Source organism: Sinorhizobium sp. Y406, assembly GCF_058732025.1.
Genome location: NZ_CM178975.1, coordinates 1,221,404 through 1,238,772, shown reverse-complemented (window position 1 = coordinate 1,238,772; position 17,369 = coordinate 1,221,404). Strand labels below are relative to the sequence as shown.

Annotated in this window: 18 protein-coding genes; 10 read left to right on the top strand and 8 right to left on the bottom strand. The window is 61.1% G+C overall.

The genetic code is table 11. The features are described 5' to 3' along the window. The first annotated feature begins 8 nt into the window (after positions 1–8). The 5 genes from AC4P1R_RS22645 to AC4P1R_RS22625 all read left to right on the top strand — a co-directional run bounded on the left by AC4P1R_RS22645 (position 9) and on the right by AC4P1R_RS22625 (position 6,474). Positions 9–1,811, top strand: a complete 1,803-nt coding sequence (locus AC4P1R_RS22645) for a hydantoinase B/oxoprolinase family protein (RefSeq protein WP_492177924.1) — start codon at positions 9–11, stop codon at positions 1,809–1,811. A 71-nt stretch (positions 1,812–1,882) separates the two neighbouring features. Next, positions 1,883–3,382 carry an NCS1 family transporter gene (locus AC4P1R_RS22640; protein ID WP_069456462.1) on the top strand — a complete coding sequence of 500 codons (1,500 nt, stop codon included), beginning with the start codon at positions 1,883–1,885 and terminating at the stop codon, positions 3,380–3,382. Positions 3,383–3,590: 208 nt separating this feature from the next. After that, positions 3,591–4,625, top strand: coding sequence for a GlxA family transcriptional regulator (locus AC4P1R_RS22635; RefSeq protein WP_151612585.1), 1,035 nt, complete (start codon positions 3,591–3,593; stop codon positions 4,623–4,625). Between the two features lie 287 nt (positions 4,626–4,912). Further along, a complete protein-coding gene (locus AC4P1R_RS22630) occupies positions 4,913–5,473 on the top strand; it encodes an isochorismatase family protein (RefSeq protein WP_151612583.1) in 561 nt (186 codons plus the stop codon). Beyond that, positions 5,470–6,474 carry a GlxA family transcriptional regulator gene (locus tag AC4P1R_RS22625; RefSeq protein WP_492177923.1) on the top strand — a complete coding sequence of 335 codons (1,005 nt, stop codon included), beginning with the start codon at positions 5,470–5,472 and terminating at the stop codon, positions 6,472–6,474. Before AC4P1R_RS22630 ends, AC4P1R_RS22625 begins: the two co-directional genes overlap by 4 nt. Before the next feature lie 124 nt (positions 6,475–6,598). Here AC4P1R_RS22625 and AC4P1R_RS22620 read toward each other — a convergent pair whose 3' ends face one another. Together AC4P1R_RS22620 and maiA are read right to left on the bottom strand one after the other, a co-directional pair. Then, positions 6,599–7,042 (bottom strand): MarR family winged helix-turn-helix transcriptional regulator, encoded by a 444-nt coding sequence (locus tag AC4P1R_RS22620; RefSeq protein WP_151612581.1) that lies wholly within the window; start codon positions 7,040–7,042, stop codon positions 6,599–6,601. A gap of 51 nt (positions 7,043–7,093) precedes the next feature. After that, positions 7,094–7,732 (bottom strand): maleylacetoacetate isomerase, encoded by a 639-nt coding sequence (gene maiA / locus AC4P1R_RS22615; RefSeq protein ID WP_492177922.1) that lies wholly within the window; start codon positions 7,730–7,732, stop codon positions 7,094–7,096. Between the two features lie 89 nt (positions 7,733–7,821). On the opposite strand from maiA, the gene hmgA reads away from it, so the two are divergent. Together hmgA and AC4P1R_RS22605 are read left to right on the top strand one after the other, a co-directional pair. Further along, the gene (gene hmgA / locus AC4P1R_RS22610) at positions 7,822–9,183 is read left to right on the top strand and encodes a homogentisate 1,2-dioxygenase (protein WP_492177921.1); all 1,362 of its coding nucleotides are present in this window, start codon (positions 7,822–7,824) and stop codon (positions 9,181–9,183) included. Positions 9,184–9,645: 462 nt separating this feature from the next. Beyond that, complete coding sequence (locus AC4P1R_RS22605; RefSeq protein WP_151612578.1) at positions 9,646–10,326, top strand: cupin domain-containing protein; 681 nt, start codon at positions 9,646–9,648, stop codon at positions 10,324–10,326. 23 nt (positions 10,327–10,349) lie between these two features. On the opposite strand, the gene AC4P1R_RS22600 is transcribed toward AC4P1R_RS22605, so the two are convergent. The 3 genes from AC4P1R_RS22600 to AC4P1R_RS22590 all read right to left on the bottom strand — a co-directional run bounded on the left by AC4P1R_RS22600 (position 10,350) and on the right by AC4P1R_RS22590 (position 12,533). Further along, complete coding sequence (locus tag AC4P1R_RS22600; protein WP_273362616.1) at positions 10,350–10,763, bottom strand: hypothetical protein; 414 nt, start codon at positions 10,761–10,763, stop codon at positions 10,350–10,352. 165 nt (positions 10,764–10,928) lie between these two features. Further along, on the bottom strand, positions 10,929–11,786 hold the full coding sequence (locus AC4P1R_RS22595) for an EAL domain-containing protein (RefSeq protein ID WP_492177920.1): 858 nt from the start codon (positions 11,784–11,786) through the stop codon (positions 10,929–10,931). Positions 11,787–11,843: 57 nt separating this feature from the next. Next, entirely contained in the window at positions 11,844–12,533 is a 690-nt protein-coding gene (locus AC4P1R_RS22590; RefSeq protein WP_192803841.1) for a hypothetical protein, read from the bottom strand. A gap of 275 nt (positions 12,534–12,808) precedes the next feature. Here AC4P1R_RS22590 and AC4P1R_RS22585 point away from each other — a divergent pair, with 275 nt between their 5' ends. Together AC4P1R_RS22585 and AC4P1R_RS22580 are read left to right on the top strand one after the other, a co-directional pair. Beyond that, complete coding sequence (locus AC4P1R_RS22585; protein ID WP_151612570.1) at positions 12,809–14,209, top strand: sensor histidine kinase; 1,401 nt, start codon at positions 12,809–12,811, stop codon at positions 14,207–14,209. Then, positions 14,206–14,859: a response regulator gene (locus tag AC4P1R_RS22580; RefSeq protein ID WP_151612568.1), complete on the top strand. Its 654-nt coding sequence runs from the start codon at positions 14,206–14,208 to the stop codon at positions 14,857–14,859. Before AC4P1R_RS22585 ends, AC4P1R_RS22580 begins: the two co-directional genes overlap by 4 nt. On the opposite strand, the gene AC4P1R_RS22575 is transcribed toward AC4P1R_RS22580, so the two are convergent. Then, entirely contained in the window at positions 14,849–15,286 is a 438-nt protein-coding gene (locus AC4P1R_RS22575) for a hypothetical protein (protein WP_492177919.1), read from the bottom strand. The two genes, AC4P1R_RS22580 and AC4P1R_RS22575, sit on opposite strands and share 11 nt — an antisense overlap. 331 nt (positions 15,287–15,617) lie before the next feature. Between AC4P1R_RS22575 and AC4P1R_RS22570 the strand changes: the two genes are divergently transcribed. Continuing rightward, complete coding sequence (locus AC4P1R_RS22570; RefSeq protein ID WP_492177918.1) at positions 15,618–16,289, top strand: hypothetical protein; 672 nt, start codon at positions 15,618–15,620, stop codon at positions 16,287–16,289. Positions 16,290–16,664: 375 nt separating this feature from the next. Here the strand turns inward: AC4P1R_RS22570 and AC4P1R_RS22565 are convergent, their stop codons facing one another. Together AC4P1R_RS22565 and AC4P1R_RS22560 are read right to left on the bottom strand one after the other, a co-directional pair. Beyond that, positions 16,665–17,099 (bottom strand): type II toxin-antitoxin system VapC family toxin, encoded by a 435-nt coding sequence (locus AC4P1R_RS22565; protein ID WP_151612564.1) that lies wholly within the window; start codon positions 17,097–17,099, stop codon positions 16,665–16,667. Then, positions 17,099–17,338: a type II toxin-antitoxin system VapB family antitoxin gene (locus AC4P1R_RS22560; RefSeq protein ID WP_151612562.1), complete on the bottom strand. Its 240-nt coding sequence runs from the start codon at positions 17,336–17,338 to the stop codon at positions 17,099–17,101. The genes AC4P1R_RS22565 and AC4P1R_RS22560 overlap by 1 nt, the downstream gene beginning before the upstream one ends. Positions 17,339–17,369: the final 31 nt, after the last annotated feature.

Below are 17,369 nucleotides of genomic sequence, written 5' to 3'. Positions count from 1 at the left end.
TAATTCAGATGAACAGCATGGCAAGCGCCGTGGCGGCGAAGGCAGTTCCCGCCGAAATCGACCCGATCACGCTGCAGGTAATCCGCGGCTCGTTTGAAACCATTGCCGAAGAGATGGCGCATGTGCTCTACCGCATGTCGTTCTCTTCGATCATCCGGGAGTCGGAGGACCTCGGCGCGGGCCTGTTCGACGTCGACTTCAACACGCTCTGCGAGTCGGAATCCACGCCGATGCATATTGGCTCCATCCCGGGATATCTGCGTGGCATACAGGCGACGCTCGAGGACGGCGTATGGTTCGAGGGCGATGTGGTCGTCCACAACCACCCCTATCATGGTTCGAGCCACACGCCCGACCTGGCCATCGTCGTCCCGGTTTTCTATCGGGGGAGGCTCGTCGGCTTCGCCGGCAACACGGCGCACCATGTCGACATCGGCGCCGCGACACCGGGTCTGATCATTGACGTGCCCGACGTCTTTGCCGAGGGGATGCTGTTTGCCGGCACCAAGCTCTACCGCAAGGGCCAGCCGAACAATGCGATGTGGAATTTCATCCGCAACAACAGCCGCGCGGCGCAGCAACTGGTCAGCGACATCGAGGCCCAGGTCGCCTCCGCCCGCCTCGGCGCCAGACGCTTCATCGAGCTGATCGAGAAGTTCGGCGAGGACACGGTCTTCCAGGCGGCCAACCAGCTGATGGATTATGCGGAACGCATGATGCGGCAGCGCATCGCCGCGATCCCGAACGGCGAATATGTCGCCGAGGGCTGGCTCGACGACGACGGGCGCAACCGCGACCAGCGGCTCAGGGTCAAGGTGACGGTCCGGGTGAGGGACGACGAACTCGACGTCGACCTGACCGGCTCGGCCGACCAGACGCCAACCGCCTATAACGTGCCCTTCGAAGGCTCGACCAAGGTGGCCGCCTATGCGGCGTTCCGCAAGCTGCTGCTCGATGCTTACACGTCTGAGGTCAGAGTGCCCTCCAACGAGGGCTCTTTCCGGCCGATCAACGTGATTGCGCCGCTGGGCTCGATCTTCAACCCGAAGCCTCCAGCCTCGGCCGAGGCGCGATTCACCCAGTGCAACCGGATGATCGATCTCATTATCCGCGCGCTCGCGCCGGTGATGCCGGACACGGTGATCGCCGGAAGCTCGGCTTCGATCTCGTTCGCCGCCTATTCGGGTGTGCGCCCGAGCGGTGACTACTGGGTGTTCCTCGAAGTCAACGAAGGCGCCTATGGTGGCCGACCGCGATCCGACGGTCCCGACAGCATCGACAACCTCATGGCGAATACACGCAATAACCCGCTCGAGGATCTCGCCATGCATATCCCGATGATCTGCGACCGCTACGAGCTTCGCGATGACGTGCCGCCCGGTGCCGGCGAGTTCCGCGGTGGTCTTGGCGTGGTCAAGGCGCAGCGTATGCTCACCGATGGCTTCATCACCCATGAATCGGAACGCCACAAGGACGCACCCTGGGGCATCTTTGGCGGCACCGACGGCGCAGTCGGCAAATGCCTGATTTACAACGCGGCGGCGCCTTCGGATGCACGGGAGATGCACTCGAAGTTTTCGGGGCTGGCGGTCAAGGCCAACGACACCATGGCCTACTACAGCCCGAATGGCGGTGGCTACGGCTCACCGTTGAAGCGACCGGCCCAGAAGGTGCTCGAGGACGTGCTCGACGGCTTCTATTCGGCCGAGCACGCCCGCCAGGTCTACGGCGTCGTCGTTGATCTCGATAATGAGACGGTCGACGTCGAGGCCACGGCCAGACAGCGAGCAGCGCTCGCCAGGGCTTCATAGCAAGAGCAATCAGAAATTCGGGGCGCATGGGGAACGCGCGCCCCGATATGCCATCTATGGTGGAGGACATCATGACAATTACTGCGCAATACACGCAGTCCGCGCAAGAGCGGAATGCGCTCATTGAAGAATCGATTTTGCCGACGGCACTCAACCAGCGTCCCATCAGCATGCTCGGCTACGCCTGGATCTGGGTCGGCATTGCCGTCATCATCGCCACCTACTCATTGGGAGCGACCGGCATTGGCGGCGGAATTTCCCTTGGGATGGTTGTGTTTACGATCTTCCTCGCCAATGTCGGTATCGGCCTGTTCATGCTCTTGACCGCCGATATCGGCACGGAGCACGGCCTATCCTTCGCCGTCTATCTGCGCGCGCCGTTCGGCGTACGTGGTACGCACCTGCCGGCAATCTCGCGTGGGCTGGTCGCCGCAATGTGGTTCGGAATCCAGACCTACCTCGGCGCATTGGCCCTGAACGGAATAGGCTCGCATTTCCTCGGCTTCGACAACTGGTTCGCCTGGTATGTGGCCTTCGGTATCGTTCAGGTGGTCAACACGGCCTGCGGGATCAAATCGATCGAACGCCTCGCGGCCCTCGCCGCTCCGTGCATCATCGGCATCTCGGTTTGGATGTATTTCACCCTCGAGGGCATCGCCCAGACGAAAGGCCTGAATATCTGGAACTTCCACGCAGAAGGCCGCATGTCGCTTCTGGTGCTGTTCATCGCCAATCTAGGCTTCTGGTCGACGATGGCGATCGATATCCCGAATCTGACCCGCTTCGTGAAGACCGAGTCGGGTGCGAGGCCCTTCTTCGAGCGCAACAAGAACATCTTCGCCGCGCAACTCATCGCCCTTCCGGTGACACAGGCGATGATTGCCGGCATCGGCGGCGTGTCGTTCATCGCCACCGGCAGTTGGAACCCTATCGAGGTGATCCAGGGGCAAAGCCAGGGCTTTTCGCTCATCCTGCTGCTGGTGCTGGTCGTTCTTGCGCAGTGGTCGACCAACACGGCAGCCAATTTGGTACCGTCGGCGCTGACGCTGGTTAATCTGTCGCCTCGTTACATCAACTACAAGCTTGGCGTTGTGCTTGCCGGCATCATCGGTACGCTATGCTTTCCGTGGCAGATCCTGAATAATCTCTTCGTCTTCCTCGGATACTACGGCGCTTTCTTGTCGGCTATTGGTGGCATCATGACGGCAGACTACTACCTGATCCGTCGCCGCCGTGTGAACGTGCCCGACCTTTACAACATGAAGGGCCAGTTTCGTTACGCCGGCGGGGTCAACTGGGCAGGTATCGTCTCCTGGATCGGAGCGGGCGGCATGGCTGCCTGGTACTCCGACTATGCCTTCATCATCGGCTTCCCGCTGGGACTGGTGCTCTACTACGTGCTGATGAAGGCGTTTGTGCTGCCTTCCAATCCGCAGCAAGAGCTTTCCAGCGGCTATTCAGATCGCTTTCTCGGAACTTCGGTCGGCATGAGCTGGGTTCATCTCGGCGAGGGCCAATTCCAGCGCGTGGCGACCGCCGAGCTCAAGAGCGGTGGCCGCGAGGACCTCTAGCCCGTTGCGAGCGGCTTCCCACGCCGCACTCAGGCGGCGTGGGAATTTTTGGCTACAGGGGGTTGTTTCTCCGCAGCCCAATGACTGCACCGACCGCCGGCACGCCGGTTACGCCATCGAACAGCTGTTCAGTCACGCGTTCGCGATGGCCATTCTTTCGCCTGCTGTGAGTTGACTTGGAGGCGCCGGATCAGAGGAGCAAAGTAAAGTGGGACACGTTCAAGCGGCCAGAGCCGCCCCGCAAGCGCACCGTCTGAAGATCGGCTTCGTCCTCGCGCGTTCCTTCACGCTGTCGGCCTTCGCCCTGTTCGTCGACACCCTGCGACTGGCGAGCGACCAGCTTGATCGATCAGGCCGGGTGCTCGCGGATTGGCAGGTGCTCGGCAGCACCAGGCACCTGATCACCTCGAGCTGCGGCGTTCAGGTTGCCCCCACTTCGGACTTCGTCGATCCTCGTCAATTCGATTATATTGCAGTCGTCGGAGGCCTGCTTACCGTCGAGCAGCCAGTTGACCATGAAACCATTCGGTTTCTCAAACTCACCGCTTCCAAAGGGGTGCCCTTGCTCGGTCTGTGCACCGGTTCTTTCATTCTCGCCGAAGCCGGCCTGATGAAAGGACACGAGACCTGTGTGAGCTGGCTTCACTTTCATGAGTTCCGCGAACGTTTTCCCGATCATGACGTGCGGCCGGACCGGCTGTTCAACCTGGAGCGCAAGCGCGGCTCGTGTGCAGGGGGAAGCAGTGCCGCCGACCTCGCCGCCGCACTCGTGAGACGACATATCAGCCGGGATGCCGAGCGAAATGCGCTCGAAGTGCTGCAGATCGAAAAGGCCCGTTCCCAGTTCGACATCCAGACGCGACAGCCGCTCTGCGAGCACTTCAACGACTCCCGTGTCGCGGCCGCGCTGATCACCATGGAGCAGCATCTTGAAGGCGGGATTACCATTGATGGGCTTGCCGCCTCGGTCGGGCTCTCGAGACGCCAACTGGAGCGGCTGTTCACCGAAAAGGCGCGGATGTCGCCCGCGCTGGCGTTCCGTCGCCTCCGGTTGGACCGGGCGAGGCAGATTCTGCTGACGAGCAAGAAGCCGATCATCGAGGTTGCGCTCGATGTCGGCTTTGTGAACACGTCCCACTTTACCAAGGAGTTTCGGCGCACCTACGGCACGACGCCCGCAGAAATCCGAGATTCCGCAGCACGCAATCGAGAAGCGCCCGGAGAGACCGCTCATGCGCGGTAAGTCGTTGGTGCCGGTCGTTCTATCGCATTCCGTGCCGGCAATACTCGAGTGACCAGATGCCTTGCATCTGGTCCGCTTTATCCGGAGTTCAGGAGCCTTCCTGCAGCAAGTGTGACTGTAATTCCCTGATTCGAAGTCACATAATGGTTCATCGCGAGTTGAAGCGTCGCCTTGTCGGGGGCGCGGGTAGAATGGCCGGATATGTCCGCCATTCGTCCAGCGGCGTGCTTTTGCCCTGTATAGGAAGGGCTATTTTCGGCTATCCTCAAAACTCGGGAGTATGAGAAATGTCCGATCAGAAAACGGCGCTGCTTGTCATCGACGCCCAGGAATCCTTCCGCCAGAGATCGTACTGGGATCCGGCGGAGGTGCCTTTCTATCTTGAGCGCCAGCAAGCGCTGATCGACGGGGCGTGTGCCGCAGGCATTCCCGTCGTGCGGATCTTCCATGTCGACGATGATGGGCCCTTCAGGCTCGAAAGCGGCCATGTGCGCACGCTCGAGGAATTGCGGCTCGAACCCGACGTCACGTTCCACAAGCACCGCCATTCGGCGCTGGTCGGTTCCGGTCTTGACGTCTGGCTGGTCGAGAACGGCATTCGCCGCCTGATTGTCTCCGGCATCCGCACCGAGCAGTGCTGCGAGACCACCACGCGGCATGCCTCGGACCTCGGCTGGGATGTCGATTTCGTCTCGGAAGCGACGCTGACCTTCCCGATGACCCATGCCTCGGGGGAGACCTTCGATGCCGCAGCGATTCGCAATCGCACGGAACTGGTGCTCGCCGGTCGCTTCGCCCGTATCGTGACCGTCGAGGAAGCACTGGAAAGAAAGGCGCTCGCCGCATGATCAGGACCGGCCCGGCAAACGAAGCGCAGATCATTCCGGTATTCACGCTGGTGCCGCCGGAGGCGCTGCTGATCGATATCGCCGGGCCGCTCGAAGTGCTGCGCTACACGAATCTCGAACAGCAATCGCTCCGCTTCGACTGCCGCTACATTTCTGCGACCCCAGGCCAGACGACCTCGATCGGGCTCAGGCTGGACGGTCTGGAGACGTTGCCGGAAAGGCTTCCGCCGGGGTCGATGCTGGTTATTTCCGGCAGTCTCTCGGTGGGCCGAGCCGAACTTGGCGCTTGTCCTCAGTTGCAGCACTTGCGCGACTGGCTGCGCAGGGCCGTGACCGCGGATACCCGGCTGGTAACGATCTGCTCCGGCGCGTTGCTCGCCGCTGCAGCCGGGCTGTTGGACAACCGGCAATGCACGACTCATTCGGATTGCATCGAGGAACTGCGGGCGATTGCGCCGACCGCCTCGGTGTTGGAGAACCGGCTCTATGTCGAGGACGGCAACCGTTTTTCGAGCGCCGGCATTTCCACCGGCATCGACCTCATGCTGCATGTAGTGGGACGGCTCACCTCCGCGCAAGTTGCGCTTGCCGTTGCCCGGCGCATGGTGATTTATCTGAGGCGCAGCGGCTCGGATCCGCAATTGTCGCCTTGGCTTTCCGGCCGCAATCACATCCATCCCGCAATCCACCGCATCCAGGACGCCGTGATGGGCGATCCGGCGCGCGACTGGAACCTCGGCGATCTGGCGCGGCTCGGGGCGCTGAGCGAACGTCACGTGACGCGGCTCTTTCGCGCACATACGGGCCTGTCGGTGACGGTCTATGTCAACGCCATGCGCGTCGCATTGGCCCGCGACCTGCTGACCCAGAGCCGTCTCGACATGGAGAGCGTTGCCGAACGTGCCGGCTTCTCCTCGACCCGGCACCTGCGCCGCGTCTGGGCCGCGCACAATGCCGCGCCGCCCAGTCGCTATCGCCGGGAGAGATTGGAGGACGCGTAATGCGCCGTCGAGTGCGGGGGCCATTGCGCCAGGCAGCAATCGCTTTCATCCCGCGAAATGCTGCGGCAAAGCCTTGTAGACGGCAAAGCTCCGGGCAAGACCTTAAAAGAGCTTGTTCTTCGGCCTAGAGCTTCATCAGGAACTGCAGCGATCGGATGAGTTCCGAAGACACCCGATCGCCAAGTTCGGCTCTCAATTTTTCATCATACTCGTTCGCACGATGGCCAAGGTCTCTAAAGGCTGTTTGCCCCTTCTCGGTGAGGCTCAGGATCTCCGCGCGCCGGTCGTCCTCGCTTGGGGTGCGCAGGAGGAAGCCCTCGGATTCGAGCGCCGAGACTGCGCGGCTGACCTTGGTTTTCTCGACATGCGAGATGACACATATGTCCTTCGCCGTCATCGCACCAAATTTGCCGAGATTGGCCATCACCCGCCACTGGGTCCGCGTCATGCCGTAAAGGTTGCGGTAGACCGCCTGAAAGGAGCGCGAGGTCGCCTCCGCCGCCTGGTTCAGCATATAGGGAAGAAATCGCTCGAGATCGAAATCCGGATCCGTGTTCCGCTCTACCATTCCGACATCCATTGTCCTGCGGCGCGACCCTGCCACAGGATGGCAAACAAGTCACGATCCTACTCGGTCGGGATGCGCCGCAATGAAGGCGGGGATATCCTCAAGTCGCGATGAAAGAGCGTCCGTTTTCGGGAAGCGCTCCATCTCCACGCCCCAGCGACGGGCGTTATAGGTCTGCGGCACCAGGCAGATGTCAGCCAGGGTCAGGCTGTCGCCATGGCAGTAGAGATCGTCGGGGTCGTCTCCAAGCATCCCTTCGAAACCGGCCAGCCCATCGCTGATGAAATGCTTCATCCAGTCCTCGATCGTCGTGCCGCCAAGCGACACCGCATGCCGCGCGACGCGAAGATTGCATACCGGATGAATTTCCATGGCGATGGCATAGCTCAGCGCTCGCACCCTTGCCCTTCCGACCGGATCGGCGGGCAACCAGCCGGCGGACCGCGTTTCATTGAGATATTCGAGAATTGCCAGGGACTGGGTCAGTTCGACCTCGTCGATCGCGAGTGTCGGCACCAGACCCTGGGGATTGCGCGCCAGGTTTTCCTCACTCCGTTGCGCACCGGAAAGGAGATCGATGGGCCGGCTTTCGTAAGCCAATCCGAGCAGATTGAGCCCGATGCGGACGCGATAGGAGGCGGAGGACCGCCAATAATCAAAAAGCACGGCGTGGCTCATCTTCCATTCCATCCCTGCGCTCCGTCAAACTTTATCTTGACAAAGTTGCGAATGCAACTATCTACTCGGGGCTCCTGAGACAGAGCCTTTCGGAGCAGACGATGACTCACCATCCGCTTGCCCCCGGCATGATCCGGGCCCTCAGCAACACCGGTCCGCATGAAGGCTACATGCCCGGTTTCGGCAACGACTTCGAGACCGAAGCATTGCCCGGGGCGCTGCCGCAGGGCCAGAATTCACCGCAGAAATGCAATTACGGCCTCTATGCGGAGCAGCTGTCCGGCACAGCCTTCACCGCCCCGCGCGGCCAGAACGAGCGCACCTGGTGCTATCGCATACGGCCGAGCGTCAAGCACACAACCAGGTTCGACAAGGTCGACATTCCACACTGGAAGTCGGCGCCGCATATCCTTCCCGATGTCACCTCGCTCGGGCAGTACCGCTGGGACCCGATCCCGTATGCCGACGAAGACCTGACCTGGGTCACGGGCATGAAGACCGTCACCACCGCCGGCGATGTGAATATCCAGGCCGGCATGGCGGCCCATGTCTATCTCGTGACCCGATCCATGGTGGACGAATATTTCTATTCCGCCGACGGCGAACTGCTGGTCGTACCGCAGGAAGGCCGGTTGCGCTTCTCAACCGAGCTTGGCGTCATCGATCTGGAGCCGAAGGAGATCGCCATCCTGCCGCGCGGCCTCGTCTACCGGGTCGAGGTACTGGAAGGCCCCTGCCGCGGCTTCGTCTGCGAAAACTATGGCCAGAAGTTCGACCTGCCCAATCGAGGGCCGATCGGGGCAAATTGCCTTGCCAATCCACGCGATTTCAAATGCCCGGTCGCAGCCTTCGAGGATCGCGAGGTTCCCTCGCGGGTCATTCTCAAATGGTGTGGCCAATTCCACGAGACGAAGATCGGCCATTCGCCGCTCGATATCGTGGCATGGCACGGCAATTACTGCGTATACAAATACGATCTGCGCACCTATGCACCTGTTGGCGCGATCCTGTTCGATCATCCCGATCCGTCGATCTTCACCGTACTGACTGCGCCGTCGGGGCAAGAGGGCACGGCAAACATTGATTTCGTGCTCTTCCGCGATCGATGGATGGTCGCCGAGCACTCCTTCCGCCCGCCATGGTATCACAAGAACATCATGTCGGAGCTCATGGGCAATATCTATGGCGTCTATGACGCCAAGCCGCAGGGTTTTGCGCCGGGGGGCATGAGCCTTCACAATTGCATGTTGCCGCATGGACCGGATCGCAATGCTTTCGAGCATGGATCGAACGAGCCGATGGTGCCGCAGTTCCAGGCCGAAACCATGAGCTTTATGTTCGAAACCAGATTTCCGCAGCACCTGACGGAATGGGCGGTCAACAATGCTCCGCTGCAGGACGACTACATCGATTGCTGGGACTGCGAGAAGAAGTTCGACGGCACGCCGGGCATCAAGCCCTGATCGCCCGACGCCGGTCGCCATACCGGAATGAAACTGGAAATCGACGAGGCCCCTGAAGCCTAGCTGAGCAGGGTGGAAAGCGCCAACCGCGCCGGAACGCAAGGGTGTCATCGCCCTTGCCGGAGCGCAGCCGCCGCCATGAGCGCAAGCTCATGCCCAGTTCCGGATTGAAGCGCCGGGCCAAAGCTCGAGGCGAATTCTTCAAGGCCCGCCCGCCTGATCGCGCTCGGCGTCGGCAAGGATCCGCTGCCGGTGTCGGCGGGTTATCTGGTGGGAGCCGAACGCGGCGTGATAGGCTCGGTGACCGGCTCCGCGTTCGAGAAGACGTTGGATTCCAGGGTACCGACCGCCGTGCGGCCGACGATCGAGACCATGCCGCTGGAGAGCGCCCAGGATGCTGTTCAAAAGATGAGGTCCGGTGACGCAAAGTTCGGATCGTGCTGACGATGGGGGACCAGACCAATGCGCATCAATGAAGACCTGGCAAGACCGGTGATCGTCCAAGCGGCTAAACTCGACTGGGTTCCAAGCCCTTCAGCGGGCGTCGATCGCCGCATGCTTTACCGCATCGGCGGGGAGGTCGCCCGCGCGACTTCCATCGTGCGCTACGTGCCGGGAAGCGCCTTCCCACGCCATGTCCATAGCGGCGGCGAGGAAATTCTCGTGCTCGAGGGAACATTCCAGGACGAGCATGGCGACTACCCGGCGGGGTGCTATTTCCGCAACCCGCCCGGCACCTCACATGTGCCGGCATCAAAGGACGGCTGCACGATCTTTGTGCGTCTCTGGCAGTATCGCGAGGGTGACGACGCGCAAATCGTTCGGCAGCCCGGCGAGGGCGAGGCAGCGCCGTTGCGCGAGGGGGCCGAGGCCGCGCGCGTGCTGTTCGATGATGGGAAGGAGCGCGTCTTAATCGAGGACTGGCGGCCGGGTTCGACGGTAATCGTTGAAAACCAGCGCGGTCTCGAGTTCCTCGTGCTCACCGGCAGCCTTACGGTTGGGAGCGAGCAACTGGGCCCGCAGAGCTGGGGCCGGATGCCCGCTGGCGAACCTCTTGAAGCGGGTGTTGGCTCCGAGGGAACGCAGATCTGGATCAAGGATGCGCCCCTTCAGCATCCAGACGTGCTGCAGATGCCCGCCTGAAACGGCGCTATGACCCTGCCTGGTCAGCGAAGACGGCTATCGGACCTGGACTCGCGTGCCTTTGTCCGGGTGTGCGCAAATTCGCTCGGGCGATTATTGTTGGCCGCGGTGATCTGTCGAAGCCGCCTTTTTACAACCTGTCCGTTCCGGCCCTCTCGAAGTTTCATGAGTCTCGCCGGCGGGTCGAGGAAGGTTACGAGCAGGAAGCCGACAGGCACGAGCAGGTAGGCCGGAATACCTGTGCCGGCACTTGCCAGAAACGCGATCGCCATGGCGATTGCAACGTAGACCGCGAATGCGAGCGGGCTGGCCAGCAGCCGAAAGGCGAAAACGGATGGGCGATTTTTTCGTTCGGTGAACGAGAAAGCCATTTCGGGGACTCCCAGATAGAACCTCAGTTCGTCATTGGCCGTTGCCCCCTCGGCGCTGATTCGCACCATATGGAACGGGCGAGCTGTTTGGCAACGACACTAGGACCTTTGGATGCAAAGATCGGACCAAGGTCCTACATGCTGCGGTTGTGGGAAAGGTCGTCGCGATCGACGCAAGGCGCGGTAACAGCCGTAGGTCGAGCCGTGATCTCTTATACCGCCGTGCGTCTTTCAGACGCGCAAAGGTCGCTGTGACTCTTTGAAACTGCGCCTCGAGCTTTGCGGCAATCGGTTCCGATTTTCGGGCAGATGCGCGAGTAGATTCCCGCGTTGGACCAGCGGGCGATACGGCTCGGAAAATACGGGCGGCAGGGTAGGCTCCGACAGGAGAAGACCCTGCACATGGGTCGCCCCGGCGATCCTTGCTGCGTCAAGCTGCTCGTATGTCTCGATACCTTCGATTACCACGATCGATGCCGAGCGGGATGCCCGGGCAATAATGTGGCGGAGCATGGGCGCGGCGTCGCCCCGGCAATGCCGTACGAAAGATGCATCGACTTTGACAATGTCGACGGGGAAGGACGGGAGCGTGCCCGCGGTCGCGTGTTCGGTTCCGAACGCCTCTATCGCAATCCGGTACCCCAGCGCGCGGGCGCTCTGGAGCATCGCTGCCGAATGTGCCTTCAATGCAACGCTTCCCGTGACTTCGAGAACCATGCGCCGCGCCGCTGCCCGGTGCTTGAAGAGCAATGCGTACAAAGTCGCCGAGCTGTGCTTGTCGACCAGACCCGAAGCCTGGATGTTGCAGCCCAGCGCACATGACGGACGACGGGCCAGCCAGCCCAATGCAAGTTGGAGGAGATACCGGTCGAAGGCCGGGCCAACGCCCGAAATTTCGGGCATTGCCAATAGCTCGTCACTGGTTCGGATCGTGCCATCGGGCTCGGTGAACCTGCCCAGGCACTCCGAATAGAGGACCTTTGCCGGGTCGTCGACCGCGTTGATCTGCTGCAGGGAAAACCCGATCCGTTCTTGCCCCATCGCCTGCGACGCGCCGCCGCCTGCGAGGTCGAGTTGCTCTACGTTCATCAGTCGACCTCTTTCGTTCAGCTTCACCGGCGGCGCCCAATTGTCGATGGGTCAGGTTCACTCCGACGCTTCGAGCTCAGTGTCCGCAGGTTCGGGAAGCGTTTCGCGAATCTGGTCGATCTTGCCGACTGCGGGTCCAACGCCGAGGATCTCCTTGGCTTCAAGAAGCGCATCGTCGGTCACAACGCCTCCCTTGGTGAAACTCTCGAGCGCCTCCCGAAGCGCCTCGTCGCTGAGTGCCGGATCTGTCGGAACGGCGTCGGGACCGAACTCGGCTTCGAACTCGGCATAGGAAATCACATAGGCAGAGATCGCCGCCATGCGCGGATCGTTGGAGTTGAGATAGGCGTGATAATTCCTCTTCAGCGAACTCAGTCCGGCGGTGTCGCTCTTGACGCTCTTCGGCTTGATCGTTGCAACGCTTCCCGTTTTCGGGACCTTCGCGGATTTGATCGTCTTCTTGGTCTTGGTGCCCCGCGTGAAAAGCGACTTCAGGAGATCGCCAGCGTCTCGATTGCTCTTGCCTGCCTTGTCCTGTTTGCCGCCGGTGGAATGCCCTTTCCCGTGGCTCCCTCCATTGCCATTTCCTCCGCCCTTGCCGTTTCCTCCGCCGTTGCCATTGCCGCCGCCGCCGTTGCCGCCTTTGGCAAAAGCAAGTTCGGCGGTGCCCAAAGCAATGCTCGCCACTGGAGCAAGCGCGATGGCCAGGACGACGACGCTCCGCCCGATAGTCTTGGACACACTCATGCAGGCCTCCTTCGAATCAATTGCCCCTCTCTGCGGAGGGAACAGGCACAGTCGATCGGCTGCGACGGTAGCTCGCAAGACGGCAAGGCGCCACCGCTCCCGGACCATTGCCCTGGTCGGTAGGACTTAGGTCGCATCGGCCGTCGGGAAAAAGGTCCAATCCGTGGCGCGAACCATGGCATGCCATTGACCGCTTTTTCGCGGGCGATAGTTTATGCTTTCAATTCGACCTCAGTGCCGCCAGCGAATCGGGCGGGCGATCCCGAGAACTTTTCGTGCGCACCAAGGACTTGATCACACGATGGAATGCGCAAGCGCTGAGCAGGCAGTTCCTGCTGGCCGGCGGCATAGTTGCGGCTGCGGCGATGCTGGTGGTCGGGGCGTTCGTGACCAGCCTCATAGAGGAGGCGGTCACGAGAAACTCCGCAGCGACGACCGCGCTCTATGTCGACAGCGTGATCGCTCCGCTCCTGCCTGACATGCAGACCACGGAAGTGCTGGACGATGCCGTCGCACGGGCGCTCGACGAAACCTTGGGCCAGGGGGCACTCGGAAACCGGCTGCTGGAATTCCGCCTCTGGCGCGCCGACGGTACCGTCCTCTACTCGAATCAAGCGGAGATAGCCGGAAAGCGGTTCGAGCTCAGTCCGCAATTGCGCACGGCCTTTTCCGGCGAGATGGTGGCTCAATTGCAGTCGCAGGACGGCAGTCAGGATGTGACCGGCCGCCCGGCAGGCAATCCGTTCCTTGAAATCTATAATCCGGTCCTGCAGCCCTGGTCGGGCGAGGTCGTGGCGGTTTCCGAATTCCACGAAATCGCCCACGACTTCCAACTGAGTCTGCGTCGGGCGCGGTTTCTCACCTGGCTCGCGGTTGCGGGCTTTACGCTCGCCTTCTTCATCATGCTTTCGGCGATCGTCATGCGGGGGAGCAGAACCATCGAAAAGCAGCGTGCCGCGCTCAAGCAGCGCATCGACGAGCTCTCTGCGCTCCTGTTGCAGAACGAGACCCTGCGTGGGCGCGTGCAGCACGCCTCCCAACGGGCAACGGCGCTCAACGAGAAAATGCTAAGGCGCATTGGAGCGGATCTGCATGACGGCCCGGCGCAGCTCCTGGCCTATGCGTCATTGCGGCTGGACAGCGACCTATTGACGAACCCTATGACTTCGAACGAAAAGCGCGACCGCGAACTCGCCGCGATCAAGGCCAGTCTCGAAGAGGCGATGCACGAGATCCGGACGCTGTGCAACGGGCTGGTGCTGCCGCAGATTGAAACCGCCAATCTGCCCGAGATCCTCGAGCGCTGCGTTGCGGCGCACAGGCAGCGGACCGGTTCGGCTGTGGATCTGTCGCTCTCCGACCCGCCTGCGCGCCTTTCCCCGTCGGCGAAGATATGCATATACCGCTTCGTGCAGGAAGCGCTGAACAATGCATATCGGCACGCAGGAGGCATCGGCCAGCGCGTCACGCAGACCATTGAACGCGAAAGGATCCGGATCGAGGTGGCGGATGGCGGGCCCGGTTTCGATCCAAGCCAGATCAGCTCTACGAGCCTCGGGCTTGCCGGTCTCAGGGAACGGGTGGAGAGTCTCGGAGGAACGTTTGAACTGAACGCGGCCGCGTCGGGCACCGTTGTCCGGATGTGGCTCGACATCAGGGAGATAGGGCAGATATGACGGCTGAAATACGTGTTGCTGTAATCGACGATCACCCTCTGTTCAGGGAAGGGGTCACGAGGAGCCTGTCGGAGATCGATGGATTCGCAGTCGTCGCCGAGGGGGACTCACACGACGACGCACTGAGAATCGCCGAGAATCTCAAGCCCGACGTGATGCTTCTCGACATCTCTATGCCCGGTGGCGGGCTGGCAGCCCTCCCGCTGATCATGGAGGTCGCCCCCTCGCAGAAGATCGTCATGCTCACGGTTTCGGAAGCCGGCGACGACGTCACCGCCGCACTGCAGAACGGCGCCAGGGGCTATGTCCTCAAGGGTGTTGGCTCGAGAGCACTGGCGGATATCATCCGGACCGTCGCCTCGGGCGAGAGCTATGTGGCGCCGACGCTCTCGGCGAAGCTGCTGTCCAGCCGGGCCCCAGAGCCTGCACGCAAGTCCGACCTGATCCGGGATCTGACCATCCGCGAGAAGGAGGTTCTCAATCTCGTCGCCTCCGGCATGAGCAACAAGCAGGTCGCAAGGCGGCTCAATCTGCACGAAAAGACCGTCAAGCACCATATGACCCAGATCATGGCGAAGCTCGACGTCGCCAACCGCACGGAGGCAGCCATGGTGCTGCGCGACGCACTCGACCGCCCGCTCAGTCAATGAGGGACAGGAGCCGTTTCTGATCGTCTTCAGTGGCGCTGCGGTTGACGATGATGCGCCCGCGGGCATCCTTCATGATGTATCGCCCGTTTCTGATCTCTTCGCTTATTCCCTTGGCGTGGCGTACTCGCAAGGTCGAACCCTTGTTTCCGGTGCCCGTGCCTCGCGCGCTCGACCCGCTCGTTGAACTGTCGCGGCCCTTGCTGCTGCCGCCGCCGCTACCGCCCCCCCGGCCGTTGCCGCCGGAATTGCCGTTCCCCCCGCCATTTCCCTTGCCCTCGTTCTTGGCGAGGGCAGACTGGGGTGCGACTTCAAGGCTCGAACCGGAAATTGTCGCCTTATAGGGAAGTGCGACGAAGCCGACCAACGCAACGAACAGGACCGCCATGGTCTTCCGTCGCGTCGTCTTCGTCTCCTTGAGGACCATCATTGGCGCACCTTCCGCCTCAAAAAAGTTTAACCCGGCTTATCGGTGAACAAGGTCACCCGGATCGGGTTCCGCGCAATATCGACACGAAATTCGAAATTCGCACAAAGCACGCGTGATCTTGAGATCACCTTGCTTACGCCCCAACAGATCGTCAAGCCACGCCTTCCGTCGCCAGCACCTTTAGGACCTTTCTCTCGGCCCGGTCGGACCTTCGGCCAAGACGAAGGTCCTAAGCGTCATCCACTTCCCTCTGCTTCATGCCGGTCGTCGGGACCGCCGATCGGATCTTTGTTGATCGGACCAACGGCTCAGACGAAAAGGCAATGGTCCGATGTCATGGGTGCGCACGGAACAATCTCGGGAACGCCGAATTCGAACTTGCCTAACTGAGGCTTGCACTTCGAACCAAGGAAAGGAACACGCACATGACGAGAATTGTCGCAGTTTAGCTGCCGCACTGCTTGCCTGCGCGAGCGTGGCCACACCCGCATTCGCACAGGACGGCAATGGAAGTGGCAATGGAAATCGCGAGGGCAATGGTCGTGGTAGCGAGAACAGTGCCGCCGAAAGCGCCCCCGGCCATGCCAAGGGCGAAGGCGAGAGCGCCAGGGACTTTGCACCCGGTCAAGTGAAAGGCGACGACGAAAGTGCCAAAACTTACGCGCCGGGTCAGACCAAGCGGGCTGACGATGGAGACGACGATGATACGACCGGCAGCGTGAACAACACGAATTTGGGCACGCTGATCTCCACGATCCGCGCCAGCAAGACCGATCTAAGCGGGATTGCGGATGATGTCGAGGTCACCGTTGTCGACGTCGACGAGTTCGCGGTCAATCGCACCGCACTCGACAACGCCGTCGAGGCCCGGGAGGCAGAAATCGCCCAGCTTCGCCAGGATCTGGCCGAACTCGACTTTGACGACCTCACCGATGACCAGATAGACGCCGCGGTTGCGGTGGGGGTCGAGGCTGACGGCACGCTTACCGTGTTCGTCGATTGAGCCATGGTCTCATCAGCCTGAAAGGGTGGGGCACTTAAGCGCGTCGCGCTTCATGGTATTCGTGCAACGCGCATTAGTTCTTGTTTTCATGCACGTCGTTGGCCCAAAACCGCTGCACACTCTTGGGCGACATGCATTAGGCCCTTTCAGGCTGGTTTGCGCCGTTTCGTCGCCGACGACCATAACCGCCCCAACAGATCCTCAAGCCGTGCCTGCCGCCGCCAGTCGGTCAGGACCGTTCCCTTGGCGGCGGTATCGGTCCTTCGGCCAAGACGAAGGCCACGGGTCTTCACATTTGCTATCGCCACTACACGGCGAAAATCGGCCGCAATCTATTCTGTTGCAACCATTTCGGGTAAAGGCCAGGGCTTGGCGCTACCAAGCCAGATCGGTTTCGCTGAAATCGTGGCCCTTATATGCGATCCGCAGCCGGTTCGCCTGGGCACAGGCGTAAGCGAAGCAATCGCCCATGTTGAGCTTGGCAGGGTGATTGACGATTTTGCCATAACGCTGCGCGGCGTCGATCGCCTTGGTGCCCACGTCATCGCCAATCACGGTTTCCTTCGCTGCCAAGTCGGCAATGAACTGGTCGACCAATTGCCGCGCTTTTGCGAGCATGGCCGGGGTGGCGGCCTTGTTTGGTCCCTCGACCTCCGCAAATTGCCGTGTGAGCGACAACACGGCTTCCATGCGGACGACTGCTGACACGTAAAATTGGCCATCGTGCTGTGTCAATCGATCCATCAGGTCGTCTGCATCGTCTTCCAAGCCGATGATCGCCACGATAACCGACGCATCAATAAACAGCATCAATCCTCCCCCCACAGTTCGTCCGTGACCTTCTTGTGGTCAAGGTGAACCATTGGGCCAGCTGCGCGAGCCATTGCGAGGGTCTTTGCAAGACGATCGCGAACATGCAGTTTGGACTTGCGGCTGTCGATCTCGTGCTTGAGCGCAATTTTGACAGCCTCAACCTTGGTAGAGTTGGTGAGTCCGACAAGCTCCTCGGCGAGTTTATCCACCTCAGCGTCTTTGATGTAGAGGGGCATGGCAGCATATCCTTTCGAGGATATTATAATA